The organism is Janibacter sp. CX7, assembly GCF_024362365.1.
Classification (GTDB): domain Bacteria; phylum Actinomycetota; class Actinomycetes; order Actinomycetales; family Dermatophilaceae; genus Janibacter.
In genome coordinates this window covers 1,840,638-1,859,934 of the sequence record NZ_CP101464.1, presented here as the reverse complement: position 1 = coordinate 1,859,934, position 19,297 = coordinate 1,840,638, and the positions used below count along the sequence as shown (strand labels likewise).

Below are 19,297 nucleotides of genomic sequence, written 5' to 3'. Positions count from 1 at the left end.
AGGAGTGACGTGGACCCCGTACGTGGACTGATCCATCTGGGCCTGAAGACGACCGAGACGACCCTGGACCGAGCGCTCGAGGTCGTCCGACTGGTCGACACCCTGCTCGTCGCGGGTGCCGTGCCGCCGGTGCGCGAGCAGAGCGACGACGCGCACGCGTGGCCTGCGGAGGAGGAGGGCGACCTCGACGCGCTGAGCACCGCGTTGCGGGAGCGTTCGGCGCTCGACGAGGTCTCGACCGTGCCTGTGGCGCCGGCCAAGAAGGCGACGGCCAAGCCGACCACCGCGAAGGCGCCGGCGAAGAGGGCGCGGGCCACGAAGGCGCCCGCGAAGAAGGCACAGGCCAGGCCGACCACCGCGAAGAAGTCCACCGCGAAGAAGTCCACCGCCAAGAAGGCGCCCGCGAAGAAGGCGACCGCGGGCAGCGCCACGACGAAGGCTGCCACGAAGAAGGCCGCCACGAAGAAGGCCGCCCCGAGGAAGACGACGGCCAAGAAGGCGGCGTCGAGCCAGCCCGCATTCCCGGCTCCGCAGACCCTGGCGGTGCTGCCCGATGCCTGAGCAGGCCACGCCCACGCCACCGGTCCCCAGCCCCGGTGACCTCGCGCCCAAGGCGCCCGAGCCCATGCCCGAGGGCACGCCCGCGACCGATGACCTCGTCGTCGATGCCGCCCTTCGTGACCTCTCCGCCGTCGACCCCGACGACCTCGACGCCGTCCTGACCGCCGGCGAGTCCGTGCACGCCACCCTGACGTCGCGGCTGTCGGACCTCGGGACCTGACGGGTGCCCGAGACCAGCCGGCTCGACGTGGCGCTCGTCGAGCGCGGGCTCGCCCGCAGCCGTACGCGGGCGCGTGAGCTCGTCGAGGCGGGAGAGGTGCGCATCGCAGGCGCGACCGCGACGAAGACCTCGCAGCAGGTGGGCCCCGACACCCTCGTCGAGGTGACGACCGGCGCCGACCACTGGGTCGGGCGTGCGGCCGGCAAGCTGCTCGGGGCCCTGGAAGCCTTCGACGTCGCGGTCTCAGGACGCCGCTGCATCGACATCGGTGCGTGCACCGGAGGCTTCACCCAGGTCCTGCTCGAGCACGGGGCCGAGCACGTCGTGGCCCTCGACGTCGGTCACGACCAGCTCGCCCCCGAGCTCGTCGCCGACCACCGCGTCGACGACCTGAGCGGCACGACGATCCGGGGGCTGGCCCCGGCAGACATCGGCGGTTCGGTGCAGCTGGCCGTGGGTGACCTGAGCTTCATCTCCCTTCGCCTGGTGCTCGAGGAGATCGCCGGCCTGCTCACGGACGACGGCGAGGCGGTGCTGCTCGTCAAGCCGCAGTTCGAGGTGGGGCGGGCCCGGCTCGGCAGGCGAGGCGTGGTGACCGACCCGGCCGCCCGCGCGGATGCGATCACCGGCGTGCTCGAGCGCGCCGCCGAGGTCGGGCTGTCGGTCCTCGGGATCACGCGCAGCCCGCTGCGCGGGGGAGAGGGCAACCACGAGTACCTCGTGCACCTGACCCGTCGCACCGGTGTCGGTCTGGCATGGCAGGCTCAGACCCGGATCACCCACGACCTGGTGCAGGAGGAGGACCGATGACCCCGCGGCGCGTGCTGCTCATGGCTCACCCGAGCCGGCCCGAGGCCCTCGAGGTCGCCATGGGTGTCGCGGACAAGCTCGCCCAGGCGGGCATCGAGGTGCGTCTGCCCGCGGGTGAGCTCGGCGAGAGCGTCCTGGGCCAGCACCCTGTCGTCGTCGTCCACGACGGTGACGACCCCGCAGAGGGCGTCGAGCTCGTCGTCGTCCTCGGCGGCGACGGCACGATCCTGCGCGGCGCCGAGGCAGCCCGCGGCAGCGGCGTCCCCCTGCTCGGGGTCAACCTCGGCCACGTCGGCTTCCTCGCGGAGGCCGAGCGGGAGGACGTCGACGCGACCGTCGAGCACATCGTCGAGCGCCGCTACGAGGTCGAGGAGCGCATGGCTCTCGACGTCGTCGCCACCCTCGACGGGCAGGAGATCGCCCGCAGCTGGGCGCTCAACGAGGTGACGGTCGAGAAGGCCTCGCGCGAGCGGATGCTCGTGCTCACCGTCGAGATCGACGGACGTCCCCTGTCCACGTGGGGCTGCGACGGTGTCGTCATGGCGACGCCGACCGGCTCGACCGCCTATGCCTTCTCCGCCGGGGGCCCCGTCGTGTGGCCCGGCGTCGAGGCGATGCTCGTCGTGCCGATCAGCGCGCACGCGCTCTTCGCCCGACCGCTCGTCGTCGCGCCGACCTCCGCGATGGCCGTCGACCTCGTCCCCGGCACCGAGGGCCACGGAGTGCTGTGGTGCGACGGCCGCCGCGCCGTCGACCTGCCCCCAGGAGCCCGCATCGAGGTCTCCCGCTCGCCCGAGCCGGTGCGTCTGGCCCGGCTGAGCAGCTCACCCTTCACCGACCGCCTCGTCGCGAAGTTCGACCTGTCCGTCCACGGGTGGCGCGGCCGCACCCGGCCGGGAGCCTGACGTGCTGCGAGAGCTGCGCATCCGCGACCTCGGCGTCATCGAGGACGCCACCCTCACCCTCGACCCCGGGCTGACCGTCGTCACCGGCGAGACCGGCGCCGGCAAGACGATGGTCGTCACCGGGCTGGGCCTCGTGCTCGGTGGCCGCGCCGACGCCTCGCTCGTGCGCTCCGGCCGGGACGATGCTCTCGTCGAGGCCGAGCTCGAGCTCGCCGACGACCACCCCGCCCGGAACGTCGCCGCCGAGGTCGGCGGCATCGCCGACGAGCCCGAGCTGCTGCTCTCACGCACCGTGTCCGCGAGCGGCCGCAGCCGCGCCCACGTCGGCGGTCGGCGGGCGCCGGTGGGCACCCTGACCGACCTCGGCGAGGGTCTGGTGGCCGTGCACGGCCAGGCCGACCAGTGGCGCCTCAAGCGCCCCTCCCAGCACCGGGCCCTGCTCGACGCCTTCGGTGGAGACGAGGTGGCCGGCCCCGCGGAGGAGGTCGCCCGGGCGCACCGCGCCTGGCAGGAGACGAAGGGGGAGCTGGCTCGCCTCGTCGAGGGCGAGCGCTCGCGACTGCAGGAGGTCGAGCTGCTCACCCACCAGCTCGAGCAGATCGACGCCGTCGAGCCGCAGCCCGGCGAGGACGTGCAGCTGGCGCAGGAGGCCGAGCGCCTCGGGCACGCGGAGGAGCTGCGCACCGGCGCCGACACCGCCCACCGGCTGCTCTCCGATCCCGACAGCTTCGACGGCGACGACGTCGTCGGCCGGGTCGCCCGGGCGGGCGACGAGCTCGAGCGGCTCGTCGGCCACGACCCGCAGCTGGCCGACCTGCGTCGCCGGCTCGCCGAGGTGGGCGTGCTGGCCGCCGAGCTCGCGACCGAGCTGTCGGGCTACACCGCCGACATCGAGGCCGACCCCGCCCGCCTCGGAGCCGTCGAGGAGCGTCGTGCCGCGCTCCACGAGCTGACCCGGCGCTACGGCGAGGACATCGAGGCCGTGCTGCGGCACCGCGACAGCTCGCGCGAGCGACTGCTGGGCCTGCTCGGTGCCGACGAACGGATCGAGCAGCTGACCGCGCAGGCCGAGGCCGCGGAGCAGGAGCTCGCGGCAGCGGCCACGCGGCTCACCGCGGCCCGGACCGCGGCCGCTGCGCGACTGGCGTCCGCCGTCGAGGAGGAGCTCTCGCACCTGGGGATGGCCAAGGCCCGCGTCGAGGTGGCCGTCGAGCCGCGCACCGACGAGTCGGCGGCAGAGGTCGCGTCCGACGGCGCCAGTCTGCGGGTCGGACCGGACGGAGCGGACGTCGTCGAGGTTCGCGTCGCGGCCAACCGTGGCGAGCCCCCGCGCTCGGTGGCCAAGGCCGCCTCCGGCGGTGAGCTCAGCCGGATCATGCTCGCCATCGAGGTCGCCACCGCGGGGTCGACGGGCAGCCAGGTGCCCACCTTCGTCTTCGACGAGGTCGACGCCGGAGTCGGTGGTCGTGCCGCGCTCGACGTCGGTGCCCGCCTCGCCGCGCTGGCCCGCACGAGCCAGGTCATCGTCGTCACCCACCTCGCCCAGGTCGCCGCCCACGCCGACCGCCACCTCGTCGTGCACAAGGCGCACGGCGACCAGGTGACCGCGAGCGGTGTCCGGCTCGTCGAGGGCGACGAGCGCCTCGGCGAGCTGTCGCGGATGATGGGCGGCGACGACTCGAGCGTCGGCCTGCGCCACGCGCAGGAGCTGCTCGAGCAGTGCCGCCGCTGATCCGCCACGGCTTCGTGGGACGATGCACCGGATGGCCCTTCGACTGACCCGCGACACGTCCCGCGAGCCGGCGCTGCCCGGCGTGCGCGGCCGCGTGCGGGTCGATCGACGCACCAAGAACCTCACCAAGCGGCTGCAGCCCGGCGACATCGCCGTCATCGACCACACGGACATCGACCGGGTGAGCGGGGAGGCGCTCGTCGCCTGCCGGCCCGCCGCCGTCGTCAACGCCGGCGCCTCGATCAGCGGCCGCTATCCCAATGTCGGGCCGGAGATCATCGTCGGTGCCGGGATCCCGCTGATCGACGTCGACGACGACGAGCTGCTCGGCCGGCTCAAGGACGGCCAGCCCGCGAGCGTCGACGGCGACTCCCTCCACCTGGCGAAGGAGTCGCTCGACGGCACCCGCTGGGAGCTGCCGCAGCTGCACGCCGCGATGGAGTCGGCCCGGGCGGGCCTGGGGACCCAGCTCGAGGCCTTCGCGGCCAACACGATGACCTACCTGAGCCAGGAGCGGGACCTGCTCTTCGACGGGGTCGGCGTGCCCGACATCGCGACCGACCTGCAGGGCCGGCACGCGCTCATCGTCGTGCGCGGCTACCACTACAAGGAGGACCTCGCCGCCCTTCGCCACTACATCCGCGAGTACAAGCCAGTGCTCATCGGGGTCGACGGGGGAGCGGACGCGCTCGTCGAGGCCGGCCACCGGCCCGACCTCATCGTCGGCGACATGGACTCCGTCTCCGACCGGGTCCTGACGAGTGGTGCCGAGGTCGTCGTGCACGCCTACCGCAGCGGCGAGGCGCCCGGCGTCGCCCGGGTCGAGTCCCTCGGTGTCACCCCCGTGGTCTTCCCGGCCACCGGCACGAGCGAGGACATCGCCATGCTCCTCGCCGACGACAAGGGCGCGGACCTCATCGTCGCCGTCGGCACGCACGCGACGCTCGTCGAGTTCCTCGACAAGGGGCGGGCGGGCATGTCGAGCACCTTTCTCACCCGGCTGCGGGTCGGCAGCAAGCTCATCGACGCGAAGGGGGTCAGCCGGCTCTACCGGACCCGCATCTCCTCGTGGTCGCTGGTCGGCCTGGGCCTCGTCTGTCTCCTCGCCCTCTTCGTCGCCCTGTGGTCGACCCCGACAGGGCAGGCCACCCTGCAGCTGCTCGGGGCCCGCTGGGACGACCTGTGGGCCTTCGTCGAAGGACTGCTCACGTGATCGACTTCAGGTACCACCTCGTCTCCCTCGCGGCCGTGCTCATCGCGCTGTCGATCGGGATCGTGCTGGGGGCCGGGCCGCTCAACGACAACATCGGCAGCACGCTCTCGGGCGAGGTCACCAAGCTGCGGCAGGAGAAGGAGGACCTGCGCCGGCAGGCCAACGAGGACCGGCAGGCCATAGAGGGGCGCGACGCCTATGACGAGCAGACCCTGCCGCAGGTCGTCGGGAGCCGCCTCTCCGACGACACCGCGACGGTCGTCGCCCTGCCGGAGGCCTCCGACGACGACGTCGCCGCGGCCCGATCGGTGCTCGAGCAGGCCGGGGCCAGCGTCGCCGACACCGTCGAGGTCACGGCCGACTGGGCCGACGCCGACGCCACGGCGAGCCGCGAGCGTGACGCCGTGGGCGACGACGCACTGGGCGAGCTCGGGGTCACCTCGACCGTTCCCGACGGTGCCCAGCCGATCGACCAGGCACTCGCCGTCGTCCTCACGGGCGCCCGAGAGCCCGGGGACGCCACGCGCGTCGACCGCACCCCGCGCGGCTCCGCCTGGACGCGGCTGCGCGACGCCGGGCTCGTCGACGGGCCGCGCGATGCGCCCGCCGCCGCTGATGTCGTCGTCATCGTCGGGGGTCCCGTCGCTGCGACGTCGGCCACCGCCACCGACTCCGTCGACCGGGGTGCCGAGCGCACCGCCGCGACCTGGGTCGCCCTGAGCCACGTCGTCGACACCCACGCCGACGGGGCCGTGCTCGCCGCGCAGGAGGCGGAGCAGGGGACCGCCGATGCCTCGCCGGTGACGGTCGCCCGCACCCCGGGCAGCCTCGCGAAGGGGCTCTCCACGGTCGACGACCCCGAGATCCCGATGGGCCGCGCCGCGATCGTCCTGGCCCTCGACGAGCGACTCGACGGCCGCTCCGGCCACTACGGGCTCGGTGCCGGTGCTGATGCCCCCGTGCCGCAGGCACCGTGAGCAGCACAGCCGCAGGCGTCGTGACCACCAGGGCCCTCGTCACCGCCGGCGTCGGCCTCGCCGCTGCCCGGCTGCTCACCCGCGCGTCCCGGCGTCTGCCCGCCGACGTGCGGCGCCCGTGGGAGCGGCACAACCACGCGGGAGCCACGGTCACCCTGCTCGAGGGACCGGTCTCGGTCGGCGCAGCCACCCTCGCGGTCGCCATCGGGTCGCCGTCGCCGTCGAGCCTGATCGTCGTCGTCGCGCCGGGTCTGCTCGGGGGGCTGGACGACCTCACCGGTGACACCGGGACCAAGGGCCTGCGCGGGCACCTCGGCGCCCTCCGGAGCGGCCGGGTGACCACGGGTGCCCTCAAGGTCGTCGGCCTCGGGGCCACCGCGGCCTGCGTCGCGCTGCTCGAGGGGGCCTCCCCTTCGAGCCACGGCCCCGGGGCGGGACGGCTGGGCCGCGCGCTCGTCGACACCGTCGTCATCGCCGGCACGGCCAACCTCGTCAACCTCCTCGACCTGCGACCCGGACGCGCGCTCAAGGTGACCACGGCCGCGGGGACGCTGCTGCTCGCGCCGCCTGTCGCACGTCCCCTGGCGGCGGGGCTCGTCGGTGTCGGCGGCGGGGTGCTGCCCGAGGACCTGGCGGGGGAGTCGATGCTCGGGGACTGCGGAGCCAACGCGCTCGGTGGCCTGCTCGGTCTCGCGCTCGTGCGCGGGCTCGCCCCCGGTGGCCGGCTCGGGGCCGCTGCGCTCGTCACCGGCCTGACCCTGCTGTCGGAGCGGGTGAGCTTCACCCGGGTCATCGAGTCGACGCCCGTCCTGCGTGAGATCGACGCCTGGGGTCGGCGCCGGTGACGCCCGGACCGCAGCCCACCGCGGGAGGCGTCGCGCGCGATGCCGGCACCGTGGCCGTCGTGACGGCGCTGTCGCGGGTCGTGGGCTTCGCCCGCTGGCTCGTCTTCGCGTGGGCGGTCGGCGCGACCGGCGTCGGCACGGTCTACCAGAGCGTCAACACGGTGCCCAACATCGTCTACGAGATCGCCGCCGGCGGCATCCTCGCCGCCGTCGTCGTCCCGCTCGTGGCCGGCCGCCTCGGGAGCGCGGAGGGGGAGCGCGCCGACGAGGTCGCCTCCGCACTGCTCACCCGCACCGTCGCCGTGCTGGTGCCGCTCGCCGTCCTCGTGGCGCTCGCCGCTCCCTTCGCCAGTCGTGCCCTGCTCGGGGACCTCGAGGTCGACGGCGCGGTGGCGCTCGGCACCCGGCTGCTGCTCGTCTTCAGCCCGCAGGTGCTCCTCTACGGCATCGGCATCGTCGTCTCCGGGGTGCTCCAGGCGCACCGGAGATTCCTCGCCGCGGCGCTCGCACCGCTGCTGTCGAGCCTCGTCGTCATCGCCACCTATGTCCTGTGGGCCCTCGCCGTGCCGCCCGGCACCCGCCCCGACGCGGTGACGACGAGCGAGCTGCTGCTGCTCGGTGGCGGCACGACCCTCGGCGTCGCCGCGCTCTCGCTGCCCCTGCTCGTCGTCGCCGAACGCGCCGGCATCAGGCTGCGCCCGCGGTGGCGGCTCGCGACCGGGACGGCGGCCCGGGCCCGCACCCTGGCCGGCGCCGGGGTCGTCGCCCTCGTCGCGCAGCAGCTGAGCGTGCTCGTCACCCTCGCCGTCGCCAACCGCTCCGGCGGGGACGGCAGCCTCGTCGTCCAGAACTACGTGCAGGCCCTCTACCTGCTGCCCTACGCCGTGCTGGCGGTGCCGGTCGCGACCGCGGTCTTCCCGGTGCTCGCCGCGACGGCGGGGGAGCCGGAGGACCAGCGTGCCGGTGCCGTGGGCACCCTCGCGGCGTCGCTGCGCGCCGTCGTCGTCCTCGCCGCCGCGGCGGTCGCCGGTCTCGTCGCCGCGGCCGCGCCGGTCGGCACGGTCTTCGCGCAGATCGATCGTCACGGCGAGGGGTCGGATGCGTTGGCCGCCATGCCTGACGCCCTCGCCGCGATGGCGCCCGGCCTGCTCGGCTTCAGCATCGCGGCGGTGGCCCTGCGGGCGCTCTACGCCCGTGGGCGGGCGCTCGTCGCCGGCGCGACGATGGCGCTCGGCTGGCTCGTCGCCGCGGTCGTCCCGGTGCTCGTCCTCGACGAGGGGGCCGGGGCCCACCGCACCCTCGTCGTCCTCGGTCTGGCGATGACCCTGGGCATGTGGGTCGCCGGCGCCGGGCTGCTCGTGCGGGTGCGCCACGACTGGGGTCCCGCGGCCCTCGCCGGGCTGCCCCGAACCCTCGTCCTGGCCCTCCTCGCCCTCGGGCTCGGGCTGGCGGCGCACCGTCTCGCCCACGGGCACTGGCCCGAGGATGCGCTCGCCGCGACCCTCGTCGGCGCGCTGGCCGCCGTCGTCGTCGCGGGCGTCGTGCTGCTCGTCGGGCTGTGGATCGACCCCACGGCACGCGCCCGCGTGCCCGGGTTGCGCGGGCGGGCGGTGGCCCGGTGAAGGTCCTGCTCTGCCTCGCCTCCGCCGCCGGCGGCATCGGCACCCACGTGGCCGACCTCGCCCGGTCGATGCACGCCGCCGGGCACACGGTGCAGGTCGCGACCGATGCCGCGACGCGGGCGCGCTTCGACCTACCGGGGCAGGCGCCGCTCACCGTGGCGGCCGTGCGGGAGCTGGCTCGCGGCGCCGACGTCGTGCACGCCCACGGCTTCCGCGCCGGGCTCGTGTCGGCTGTGGCGACGGGAGCTGTGGCGACCACGGCCACGGCCCCGCCCACCGTCCGCCGCAGACGAGGTGGCGAGCCGGGCGGCCGGGTGCCCCTCGTCGTCAGCCTGCACAACCCCGTGCGTGGTGCCGGCCTGTCACCGCGTCGGCTCGTCGGTGGGCTGGCGGCCCGGGCGGTCATGCGTCGGGCCGACCTCGTGACCGGCGCGAGCAGCGACCTCGTGACCGACGCGCTCGCCCTCGGGGCCTCGCGGGCGGAGCTCGCCGAGGTCCCCTCGCCGCGGGTGCCGGCGCTGCTCGCCACCGACCGCGCGGCGTGGCGGGCGAAGCACCGCGACGCGCTGCTCGCTGCGCACGAGGTGAGCGGTGCCCCCTTCGTCCTGACCATCGCGCGGGTCGCCCCGCAGAAGGGCATCGACGTGCTCGCCGCGGCCGCCGACGGCGCCCCGGGAACGTGGGGGCTCGTCGGACCGGGCCAGGAGACGCTGACGACAGGGGGAGCACTGCACCTGCTCGGGGAGGCCGCCGACGTCACGCCGTGGCTGCTCGCCGCCGACGTGCTCGTCGTGCCGAGCGAGTGGGAGGCGCGGGCGCTCGTCGTGCAGGAGGCGATGGCGGCCGGCACACCGGTCGTCGCCCGCCGGGTCGGCGGGCTGCCCGACCTGCTCGACGGTGTCGGGCTGCTCGTCGACGGTCCGCAGACGGAGGCGGCCGGACCGCTCGCCCACGCCGTCGGGGCGGTCCTCCATCATCCCGAGCGGGCGGCGCGCACCGCGGAGGCCGCCCGGGAGCGGGCGCGTGGCTGGGACGGGCTCGAGTCCAGCGCGACTCGCTGGGTGCTGCGTTACCGAGCACTCGCCCACGTGACGTAGATTGGAACCCCGTGGTGGCACTGACGAAACACATCTTCGTGACCGGAGGAGTCGTCTCCTCACTCGGCAAGGGACTGACGGCCTCGAGCCTCGGGCACCTGCTTCGAGCGCGTGGCCTCTCGGTCACGATGCAGAAGCTGGATCCCTACCTCAACGTCGACCCGGGGACGATGAACCCCTTCCAGCACGGTGAGGTCTTCGTCACCGAGGACGGGGCCGAGACCGACCTCGACATCGGGCACTACGAGCGCTTCCTCGACACCAACCACGACGGCTCCGCCAATGTGACGACCGGTCAGGTCTACAGCCGGGTCATCGCCCGCGAGCGCAAGGGCGAGTACCTCGGCGACACCGTCCAGGTCATCCCGCACATCACCAACGAGATCACCTCGCGGATGCGGGCACCCGCCGCCGGCAGCCCCGGCGTCGACGACGCGAGCGCGCCCGACGTCATCATCACCGAGATCGGTGGCACCGTCGGCGACATCGAGTCGCTGCCCTTCCTCGAGGCCGCTCGCCAGGTACGCCACGAGCTCGGCCGCGACAACTGCTTCTTCCTGCACGTCTCGCTCGTGCCCTTCATCGCGCCGAGCGGCGAGATGAAGACCAAGCCGACGCAGCACTCCGTCGCTGCCCTGCGCCAGGTCGGCATCCAGCCCGACGCGCTCGTGCTGCGCGCCGACCGCGAGATCCCCGCCGACATCAAGCGCAAGATCTCGATGTCGTGCGACGTGGAGAAGGACGGCGTCGCTGCGTGCGTCGACGCCCCGAGCATCTACGACATCCCCAAGGTGCTGCACCGCGAGCACCTCGACACCTTCGTCATCCGTCGCCTCGGGCTCAACTTCACCGACGTCGACTGGGGCAGCTGGGACACCCTGCTGCGGCGCGTGCACCAGCCCCGCCACGAGGTCGAGGTCGCGCTCGTCGGCAAGTACATCGACCTGCCCGACGCCTACCTCTCGGTCACCGAGGCGTTGCGCGCGGGTGGCTTCCACAACGACGCCAAGGTGCGCATCCGCTGGGTGCCCTCCGACGACTGCCAGACGCCGGCCGGGGCGAGCAAGGCCCTCGGCGGGGTCGACGCGGTCCTCGTGCCGGGCGGCTTCGGCGTGCGCGGCATCGAGGGCAAGCTCGGTGCGCTGCGCTGGGCTCGCGAGCAGCAGGTGCCCACGCTCGGCATCTGCCTGGGCCTGCAGTGCATGGTCATCGAGTACGCCCGCAACGTCGCCGGCATCGCGGGTGCGAGCTCGACCGAGTTCGACCCCGCCTCGAGCGCGCCGGTCATCGCGACGATGGAGGAGCAGAAGTCCTTCGTCGACGGGGCCGGCGACCTCGGCGGCACGATGCGCCTGGGCTCCTACCCGGCCGACCTGCGCGAGGGCTCGGTCACCGCGCAGGCCTACGGGTCGACCCAGGTCACCGAGCGGCACCGCCACCGCTACGAGGTCAACAACACCTACCGCGATCAGCTCGAGCGGGCGGGCCTCGTCGTGAGCGGCACCCACCCGCAGCTCGGGCTCGTCGAGTTCGTCGAGCTCCCACGCGAGGTGCACCCCTACTACGTCTCGACCCAGGCGCACCCCGAGTTCAAGTCGCGGCCCGACCGTGCGCACCCGCTCTTCATCGGGCTCATCGGTGCGGCCGTGCAGGCCCAGCGTGACGCGCGCCTGGTCGAGGTCGAGCCGCCGGTGGAGGCGGCCGAGGCGGAGACCGCGGACGTCGAGGCCTGATGGCCGACGAGACGGTGCCGTTGCGCGACGAGCTGCTCACCCGCTCGGTGACCTCCAGCGAGGTGGTCTTCGAGGGCGCGGTCTGGGATGTGCGTCGTGACACCTTCGAGCTCGAGGGCGAGACCCTGGTGCGCGAGGTCGTCGACCACCCGGGTGCCGTCGCCGTCCTGGCCCTCGATGAGCAGGACCGCGTGCTGCTCATCCGGCAGTACCGTCACCCCGTCTCGGCCAACGAGTGGGAGATCCCCGCCGGCCTGCTCGACATCGCGGGTGAGGACCCGCTCGTCGGCGCGCAGCGCGAGCTGGCTGAGGAGGCCGACGTCACGGCCGACGAGTGGGCGGTCCTCGTGGACTACTTCACCTCGCCCGGTGGCATGGACGAGGCGATCCGCGTCTACCTCGCGCGGGGGCTGCGTCCCGTGCCCGAGGGCGAGCGGCACCAGCGAGAAGGGGAGGAGGCGCACTTGCTCCAGCGGCGCGTCCCCCTCGACGAGGTCGCCGCGGCGGTCCTCGCCGGGGACCTGCACAACTCCACCCTCGTCATCGCGACGATGACGGCCCGGGCGTCCCGAGAGGGCGGCTGGACCTCCCTTCGTCCTGCCGACAGCCCGTGGCCCGAGCACCCCGGCCGCAGGGAGGGCCCGACCGGCTGATCAACCCGTTGGCCCGGCACCCGCCGGGCTCCGTAGGATGGACCGGCCCGCGCGACCCGCCGGGCGACCCGAAGGACAAGGAAGAACACCCCGTGCTCCGCACCCACGACGCCGGCACCCTGCGTGCCGAGCACTCCGGCCAGACCGTCACCCTCACCGGCTGGGTGGGCCGCCGTCGTGATCACGGTGGCGTGGCCTTCCTCGACCTGCGCGACGCGTCGGGCGTCGCCCAGGTCGTCGCCCGCGACGAGGTGCTCACGGGTGCGGCGCACGACCTGCGCAACGAGTACGTCATCAAGGTCGTCGGCGAGGTCGCCCCGCGCGACCCCAAGGACGTCAACCCCAACGTGCCGACCGGCGAGATCGACGTCGTCGCCAGCTCCATCGAGGTGCTCTCCGAGGCCGCCCCGCTGCCCTTCCAGATCGACGAGCGCGTGAGCGTCGGCGAGGAGGCCCGCCTCAAGCACCGCTACCTCGACCTGCGCCGCCCGGGCGCCACGAGCGCCGGCGCCGGTCTGCGCCTGCGCAGCAAGGTCAACGCCGCGGCCCGCTCGGTGCTCGCCGAGCGCGACTTCGTCGAGATCGAGACCCCGACCCTCACCCGCTCCACGCCCGAGGGTGCCCGCGACTTCCTCGTGCCGGCCCGCCTGGCGCCGGGCGAGTGGTACGCCCTGCCGCAGAGCCCGCAGCTCTTCAAGCAGCTGCTCATGGTCGCCGGCATGGAGCGCTACTACCAGATCGCCCGCTGCTACCGCGACGAGGACTTCCGCGCCGACCGGCAGCCGGAGTTCACCCAGCTCGACATCGAGATGTCCTTCGTCGAGCAGGACGACGTCATCGAGCTCGGCGAGTCCATCGCCAAGGCCGTGTGGGCGACCATCGGTGTCGACCTGCCGACCCCCTTCCCGCGGATGACCTATGCCGAGGCCATGGAGCGCTACGGCTCCGACAAGCCGGACCTTCGCTTCGGGGTCGAGCTCGTCGACTGCACGGAGTACTTCGCCAACACCCCCTTCCGCGTCTTCAAGAACGACTACGTCGGCGCGGTCGTCATGCCCGGTGGCGCCAGCCAGCCGCGGCGCCAGTTCGACGCCTGGCAGGAGTGGGCCAAGCAGCGCGGTGCCAAGGGCCTGGCCTATGTCACCGTCGGCGAGGACGGCGAGCTCGGTGGGCCGGTCGCCAAGAACATCTCCGACGAGGAGAAGGCCGGCCTGGCCGCCCACGTCGGCGCGGCTCCCGGTGACTGCATCTTCTTCGCGGCGGACAAGGCCAAGGCGGCTCGGGCCCTGCTCGGTGCTGCCCGTCAGGAGATCGCGCAGCGCTGCGAGCTCATCGACGAGACCGCGTGGTCCTTCCTCTGGGTCGTCGACGCGCCCCTCTTCGAGCCGGCCGGTGACGCCGTCGCCGCCGGTGACGTGGCGGTCGGTGCCGGCGCGTGGACCGCGGTCCACCACGCCTTCACCAGCCCGAAGGAGGAGTTCCTCGACACCTTCGACACCGACCCCGGACCGGCGCTCGCCTATGCGTACGACATGGTCTGCAACGGCAACGAGATCGGTGGCGGGTCGATCCGTATCCACCGCAAGGACGTGCAGGAGCGCGTCTTCAAGGTCATGGGCCTGGACGAGGAGTCGGCGCAGGAGAAGTTCGGCTTCCTGCTCGAGGCCTTCAAGTACGGCGCCCCGCCGCACGGCGGCATCGCCTTCGGCTGGGACCGGATCTGCATGCTCCTGCTCGGTGCCGACTCGATCCGCGACGTCATCGCCTTCCCCAAGTCCGGCGGCGGCTACGACCCGCTGACCGACGCGCCTGCCCCGATCACCGCGGAGCAGCGCAAGGAGGCGGGCATCGACGCCACGCCGAAGCGTGACGAGGACGAGCAGGCGGGGGCCTGATCCGATGAGCCGGCCGGTCGACGTGCTCCTGTGGGACTGCGACGGCGTCCTGCAGCACGGGCGCTTCGACTGGCGCGAGCGGCTCGACGGTGCGGTGCGTCCGGGCTTCGCCAGGCGCGTCTTCGAGGCCGAGCTGCCCGCGCTGCGGGGCGAGCGGTCGCTGCGCGCGGTGCTCGAGGAAATGCTCAGCCTCGAGCAGGAGCAGACCGGCCACGTCCCGCTGACGGTCGACGACCTGCTCTCGATCTGGGAGCAGTTCGACCTCGACCCCGAGGCGGTCGCGGTGCTCACCGCCGTGCGTGACCTCGGGGTGCCGTGCATGCTGGCGACCAACCAGCAGGACCACCGCGTGCAGCACATGCGCGAGGTGCGTGGTTACGACGACCTCGTCGACGGCTCCTACTACTCGAGCGAGATCGGGGCGATGAAGCCCGACCGGGTCTTCTTCGAGCGGGTGCTCGACGACCTCGGCCTGCCTGGGGAGCAGGTGGGCTTCGTCGACGACGTGCCGGCCAATGTCGAGGCGGCCCGGTCCGTCGGGATCCGCGCCGTGCTCCACGACCCGGAGTCCGGCGCCGAGGGACTCGTCGCGGATCTCACCCCGCTCGTGCCCGAGCTGGCCGACCTGGCCGCACGACCTTAGGGAGATGCGGACTCGAGGCGATCGAGGAAGGCCGTCTGGGCGGCGACGACGAGCTCTCGGGCGGCGTCGAGATCGTGCCACTCGCCCCTGTCGAGCTCGGGGAAGGACTGGCGCCGACCGGACCTCGGAGGCCACTCCAGCTCGAAGCTGTTGCTCTCGACGAGTGTGACGTCCGCCCCCTTCGTCACCTCGATGGCCCAGGCGTGCACGACCTTGCCGCCGGACTGGCGCACCTGACCGAGGGGCAGGCGCGGTCCGTCCGGGGCGGTCGCGCCGGTCTCCTCGGCGAACTCCCGCTCGGCGGCGGCGAGCAGGTCCTCGTCCGGCTCGACCTCGCCCTTGACGATGGTCCAGCCGCGGGGCCGGCGGGCCCACAGCGGGCCGCCCATGTGGCCGAGCCAAACCTGCGTCCCGCCCTCGCCCCGGACGAAGGGGAGCAGTCCGGCACTCGTGCGCGGCACGTCAGGCCTCGGCCAGGATCGTCTGGACCCGCCGCAGGTCGGCGGTGATCTCGTCGGCCGAGCGGTGGCGGGTCACGGGGTGGCGGGTGAGGCCGGACAGGGCCTCGCGGGCCTGGGCCATGACCTCGCTCTGGCCGCGGACGCGGGGGTTCCACGTGGCGCCGAGGACCTGGTAGCCGATCGCAGCGAGCACCTGCTCCATCCGGCGGTAGGGCGCGACGGCCTCGGGAGCGTCGGCGTGGGCTCGGGCGGCCACCCGGTCGGACTCGAGCAGCTCGACGTAGAGCTGCTTGCAGTGGTCGAGGTGCGCGGCCATGCCCTCGTCGGTGCGCGTGCGCCGCTCGGCGAGGTCGGCGAGGACGTCGTCGAGAGCGAGCACGACGCGGCGGGCGTGGGCGCGCAGCAGCAGCTCGGGCCGACCGAGGCGGCTCGAGACGACGAGCACGACGACGGCCGCGCCGACGCCGATGAGGGTGTCGACGGCTCGGTCGAAGACGATCGTGTCGGGGTCCATGCCGGTCACCGACTCGGAGATCTGCAGGGCCAGGGGGGTGAGGAAGATGACGGCAAGCGCGTAGTTGCGTGTGATGAGCAGCTCGACGAGCAGCTGGAAGCCGATGATGATCGCGATGATCCACCAGTGGCCCGGGTCGAGCCGCAGGAGCAGGGCGAAGACGAGCAGACCGGCGGCGGTGCCGATGGTGCGCTGGAAGGCCCGGTGGAACTGCACCGAGCGGGTGCCCCCCGTGTGGACGACGAGCACCGCGAAGGCGGCTGCCCAGTAGGCGTGGGCGTTGTCCATGGCCAGCGCGATGCCACCGGCGAGGAGGGTCGCTGCGGCGACCCGAGCGGCGACGAGGAGGTCTTCGCTGGGCCAGCGCAGGGCCTGCCGCAGGGACCACGCGCCGCGTGGACGGCCGAGCGAGACCTGGCGCACCCGTGCCGCCTCGTGCAGCGCGAGCTCGGCGGTCACCTCGGCGTCCGGTCCGTCGACGGCTCGGGAGACGGCGCTGGCATATCGACTGTGCACACGCTGCAGCCGGCCGCCGAAGCGGTCGTCGGAGCCGCCGTCGGTCACCGCGGTCCACGCGTCGTTGAGTGCCCGGGCCGCGCTGCGGCGGGCGGACGCGACCCGAGCCGGGTCACGCTCCTCGAGGTAGGCCTCGACGACCTGCTCGGCGTGGGTCACCGCCGCGTCCTCGATGCCGTGGGCCCGCAGCCAGAAGTCGGAGGTGCCGACCACGATGGCCGACAGGACACCGGTGCCGGCGATGCCGAGGAGGGTCGTGGCCGGGGTGCCGTGGCTCGCTGCGAGGTTGCCGATCCCGCAGACGAGCGCGAAGAAGAAGCCCCCGGGTGGGCCGACCTGGAGGGTGTAGGTGAGCACGGCGGCCACCGTCGCGGCGAGCGCCATCGCGATGATCGCGAGGACCGCATGACCGGCGAGGGCGATGCCGAGGGCCATCGAGGCCAGCAGGCCCAACCCCGCGAGCGGCGTGATGACGAAGCGCCGTCGGACGGGGGCCGAGGCGCCGTAGAGCACGGCGAAGACGCCCATGCCGGCGAGGAATCCCTGCTGGGCGTGACCGGCGAGAGTGAAGCCGACGAGTGGCAGGGCGACGGCGATCGCGGCTCGCCCGGCGACCCAGCGGCGCTGCGGTCCGGGGTTCCAGCCGACGAGCGGGCGCAGGTACTCGCTGACCACTCCGGCCATCAGGCCAACCTCCCGCTGCTCCACTCGGCGTGCACGACGTATCCCAGTGAACGGTAGATCTCGCGCGCCCGGTCGTTGCGCGAGTACATGCCGAGCGTGGACCACCCGTGCTCGGCCACCGCGACACGGGTCAGCTCGGCGGTCACGGCCCGCCCGAGACCGAGCCCGCGCGCGGACGGGACGACGGTGATGCCGGCGAGGACGGGGGCTCCGGAGGACTCCGGCTCGCAGCAGCCGACGGCGAGGAGGGCGCCGCGCTCGTCGCGCACCCCGACCCACCGCTGGCGAGGTCGGGCGAAGGGCTGCCCGTCGGTCCCGGGGTTGTGCTCGTCGAGCAGGGCCTGGATCTCGGCCCGGTCGGCGGCCGGCAGCTCGACGAGCCCGCGGGGCGCGGCCACCGGGACCACCTCGGTCGTCGACATGAACTCCCAGCGCGAGGGCTCGCCGGCGATCAGCCCGAGGTCCTCGGCCGTGCGCGGCAGGGTGACGGCGTTCGCTCCCTTCGCCCGGGCCCGGTCCGACCACGAGGCGAAGGGGGAGGACGCCGCGAGCTCACGAAGGAGGGGTGCGTCGCCCCGGAGCATGAGGGAGATGCCGTGCGTGTGGGTGGGGCGCACGAAGGCGACGGCCCAGCGGCCGTCGCGGCGCAGCCCGAGCGCGGGCTCGTCGACGGTCGGGGTGGCCTCGGCGCGCACGGCCGGGTCCTGGTCGGTGAAGCTGAGCAGGCGGTCCATCGGGACCTCGGTGAGGGTGGTCTGGTCGGGGTGTCTGCTCACCGGGATAGCGTGCCACTCGTGGTCTCCGACGATCTCTTCGCCTCCGCCAACGACAACACGGAACCCACCGGCGCCGATCTCAACGCGCCGCTGGCCGTGCGCATGCGTCCGCGCACCCTCGACGAGGTGCGTGGGCAGCGCGAGGTGCTGCGCCCCGGCTCGCCGCTGCGGCGGCTCGTGGAGGGCAGCGTCAACGCGGTGGCGGGCCCGATGTCGGCGATCATCTGGGGCCCGCCGGGCACCGGCAAGACGACCCTGGCGCACCTCGTCGCGACGGCGGCGGACCGGGACTTCGTCCAGCTCTCGGCGGTGACGGCGGGCGTCAAGGACGTGCGGGCGGTCATGGAGCGCGCGGCGACCAACCGCTCGATGTACGGCCGGCAGACGGTGCTCTTCCTCGACGAGATCCACCGCTTCAGCAAGGCGCAGCAGGATGCGCTGCTGCCCGGCGTGGAGAACCGCGAGGTGGTCCTCGTCGCCGCGACGACGGAGAACCCGTCCTTCTCGGTCATCGCCCCGCTGCTCTCGCGCTCGATCCTCGTCACCCTCGAGTCGCTGACCCGTGAGGAGGTCGGCGAGGTGCTCGACGCCGCGGTCGCCGACGAGCGCGGTCTGGCCGGGGGCTACGAGCTGGCCGACGACGCCCGCGAGCACCTCGTCGCGATCGCCGGTGGCGATGCGCGGCGCGCGCTCACCTCGCTCGAGGCGGCCGCCGGCGTGGCCGCCGGCGACGTCCCCTTCGGTCCGGACGCGCCGAAGGCCGCGCCGATCACCCTCGCGCAGGTCGAGCAGGCGGTGGCACGGGCAGCGGTGCGCTACGACCGCACCGGTGACCAGCACTACGACGTCGCCTCCGCCTTCATCAAGTCGATGCGCGGGTCGGACGTCGACGCCGCCCTGCACTACCTCGCCCGGCAGCTCGAGGCGGGGGAGGACCCGCGCTTCATCGCTCGGCGGATCGTCATCTCGGCCTCCGAGGACGTCGGCATGGGTGACCCGACGGCGCTGCAGACGGCGGTCGCGGCGATGCACGCCGTCGCCCAGATCGGCATGCCGGAGGCGCGGATCATCCTCGCCCAGGCGGTCGTCCACAACACGCTCGCGCCCAAGTCCAACGCGGCCTACACGGGCATCAACGAGGCGGTCGCCGACGTGCGGGCCGGCAAGGTGCAGGCGGTCCCGCCGCACCTGCGCGGCTCCGGCTACACCCAGGCGTCGGACCGGGCGAAGGGAGCGGTCGGAGGTGCGAAGGTCGAGGGCTATGTCTACGCCCACGACCAGCCGGACGGGGTCGCGGCCCAGCAGTACCTGCCCGACGACCTGCACGCCGAGCTGGCGGACCGCTCCTACTACCGACCGACGGACCGCGGCTTCGAGGCGCGGCTGCAGGAGCGGTGGTCGTGGCTGCGCGGACGGCTGCGCGGCAAGGGCTGAGCCGTC

Annotated in this window: 18 protein-coding genes; 15 read left to right on the top strand and 3 right to left on the bottom strand. The window is 73.8% G+C overall.

Features of this window, described 5'->3' with window-relative positions:
• Positions 1 to 9: 9 nt before the first annotated feature.
• The 14 genes from NMQ01_RS09070 (at position 10) to NMQ01_RS09005 (ending at position 14,906) form a co-directional block, all read left to right on the top strand.
• A complete protein-coding gene (locus NMQ01_RS09070) occupies positions 10 to 561 on the top strand; it encodes a hypothetical protein (RefSeq protein ID WP_255183624.1) in 552 nt (183 codons plus the stop codon).
• A complete protein-coding gene (locus tag NMQ01_RS09065; RefSeq protein ID WP_255183623.1) occupies positions 554 to 781 on the top strand; it encodes a hypothetical protein in 228 nt (75 codons plus the stop codon). The genes NMQ01_RS09070 and NMQ01_RS09065 overlap by 8 nt, the downstream gene beginning before the upstream one ends.
• A 3-nt stretch (positions 782 to 784) precedes the next feature.
• On the top strand, positions 785 to 1,591 hold the full coding sequence (locus tag NMQ01_RS09060; protein WP_255183622.1) for a TlyA family RNA methyltransferase: 807 nt from the start codon (positions 785 to 787) through the stop codon (positions 1,589 to 1,591).
• Positions 1,588 to 2,496: an NAD kinase gene (locus tag NMQ01_RS09055; RefSeq protein WP_255183621.1), complete on the top strand. Its 909-nt coding sequence runs from the start codon at positions 1,588 to 1,590 to the stop codon at positions 2,494 to 2,496. Before NMQ01_RS09060 ends, NMQ01_RS09055 begins: the two co-directional genes overlap by 4 nt.
• A gap of 1 nt (position 2,497) precedes the next feature.
• Positions 2,498 to 4,228 carry a DNA repair protein RecN gene (recN, locus tag NMQ01_RS09050; RefSeq protein ID WP_255183620.1) on the top strand — a complete coding sequence of 577 codons (1,731 nt, stop codon included), beginning with the start codon at positions 2,498 to 2,500 and terminating at the stop codon, positions 4,226 to 4,228.
• Between the two features lie 31 nt (positions 4,229 to 4,259).
• Positions 4,260 to 5,441, top strand: coding sequence for a putative cytokinetic ring protein SteA (gene steA, locus NMQ01_RS09045; protein ID WP_255183619.1), 1,182 nt, complete (start codon positions 4,260 to 4,262; stop codon positions 5,439 to 5,441).
• On the top strand, positions 5,438 to 6,418 hold the full coding sequence (locus NMQ01_RS09040) for a copper transporter (RefSeq protein WP_255183618.1): 981 nt from the start codon (positions 5,438 to 5,440) through the stop codon (positions 6,416 to 6,418). Before steA ends, NMQ01_RS09040 begins: the two co-directional genes overlap by 4 nt.
• Positions 6,419 to 6,438: 20 nt before the next feature.
• Positions 6,439 to 7,263 (top strand): hypothetical protein, encoded by an 825-nt coding sequence (locus NMQ01_RS09035; protein WP_255183617.1) that lies wholly within the window; start codon positions 6,439 to 6,441, stop codon positions 7,261 to 7,263.
• Positions 7,260 to 8,885, top strand: a complete 1,626-nt coding sequence (gene murJ / locus NMQ01_RS09030) for a murein biosynthesis integral membrane protein MurJ (protein WP_255183616.1) — start codon at positions 7,260 to 7,262, stop codon at positions 8,883 to 8,885. Before NMQ01_RS09035 ends, murJ begins: the two co-directional genes overlap by 4 nt.
• On the top strand, positions 8,882 to 9,982 hold the full coding sequence (locus NMQ01_RS09025) for a glycosyltransferase family 4 protein (protein WP_255183615.1): 1,101 nt from the start codon (positions 8,882 to 8,884) through the stop codon (positions 9,980 to 9,982). Before murJ ends, NMQ01_RS09025 begins: the two co-directional genes overlap by 4 nt.
• Positions 9,983 to 9,993: 11 nt before the next feature.
• The gene (locus NMQ01_RS09020) at positions 9,994 to 11,715 is read left to right on the top strand and encodes a CTP synthase (protein ID WP_303707553.1); all 1,722 of its coding nucleotides are present in this window, start codon (positions 9,994 to 9,996) and stop codon (positions 11,713 to 11,715) included.
• Entirely contained in the window at positions 11,715 to 12,368 is a 654-nt protein-coding gene (locus NMQ01_RS09015) for an NUDIX hydrolase (RefSeq protein ID WP_255183614.1), read from the top strand. The genes NMQ01_RS09020 and NMQ01_RS09015 overlap by 1 nt, the downstream gene beginning before the upstream one ends.
• Before the next feature lie 92 nt (positions 12,369 to 12,460).
• On the top strand, positions 12,461 to 14,263 hold the full coding sequence (gene aspS, locus NMQ01_RS09010; RefSeq protein ID WP_255183613.1) for an aspartate--tRNA ligase: 1,803 nt from the start codon (positions 12,461 to 12,463) through the stop codon (positions 14,261 to 14,263).
• Between the two features lie 4 nt (positions 14,264 to 14,267).
• Complete coding sequence (locus NMQ01_RS09005) at positions 14,268 to 14,906, top strand: HAD family hydrolase (RefSeq protein ID WP_255183612.1); 639 nt, start codon at positions 14,268 to 14,270, stop codon at positions 14,904 to 14,906.
• Here the strand turns inward: NMQ01_RS09005 and NMQ01_RS09000 are convergent.
• From NMQ01_RS09000 to NMQ01_RS08990, 3 genes are read right to left on the bottom strand one after another with little or no spacing between them, the layout of a single operon-like run.
• Entirely contained in the window at positions 14,903 to 15,367 is a 465-nt protein-coding gene (locus NMQ01_RS09000; RefSeq protein WP_255183611.1) for an NUDIX domain-containing protein, read from the bottom strand. The two genes, NMQ01_RS09005 and NMQ01_RS09000, sit on opposite strands and share 4 nt — an antisense overlap.
• 1 nt (position 15,368) lies before the next feature.
• Positions 15,369 to 17,081: an FUSC family protein gene (locus NMQ01_RS08995; RefSeq protein ID WP_255183610.1), complete on the bottom strand. Its 1,713-nt coding sequence runs from the start codon at positions 17,079 to 17,081 to the stop codon at positions 15,369 to 15,371.
• Complete coding sequence (locus tag NMQ01_RS08990; protein WP_255183609.1) at positions 17,081 to 17,857, bottom strand: GNAT family N-acetyltransferase; 777 nt, start codon at positions 17,855 to 17,857, stop codon at positions 17,081 to 17,083. Before NMQ01_RS08990 ends, NMQ01_RS08995 begins: the two co-directional genes overlap by 1 nt.
• A gap of 18 nt (positions 17,858 to 17,875) precedes the next feature.
• Here NMQ01_RS08990 and NMQ01_RS08985 point away from each other — a divergent pair, with 18 nt between their 5' ends.
• A complete protein-coding gene (locus tag NMQ01_RS08985; protein WP_255183608.1) occupies positions 17,876 to 19,291 on the top strand; it encodes a replication-associated recombination protein A in 1,416 nt (471 codons plus the stop codon).
• The last annotated feature ends 6 nt before the right edge of the window (positions 19,292 to 19,297 follow it).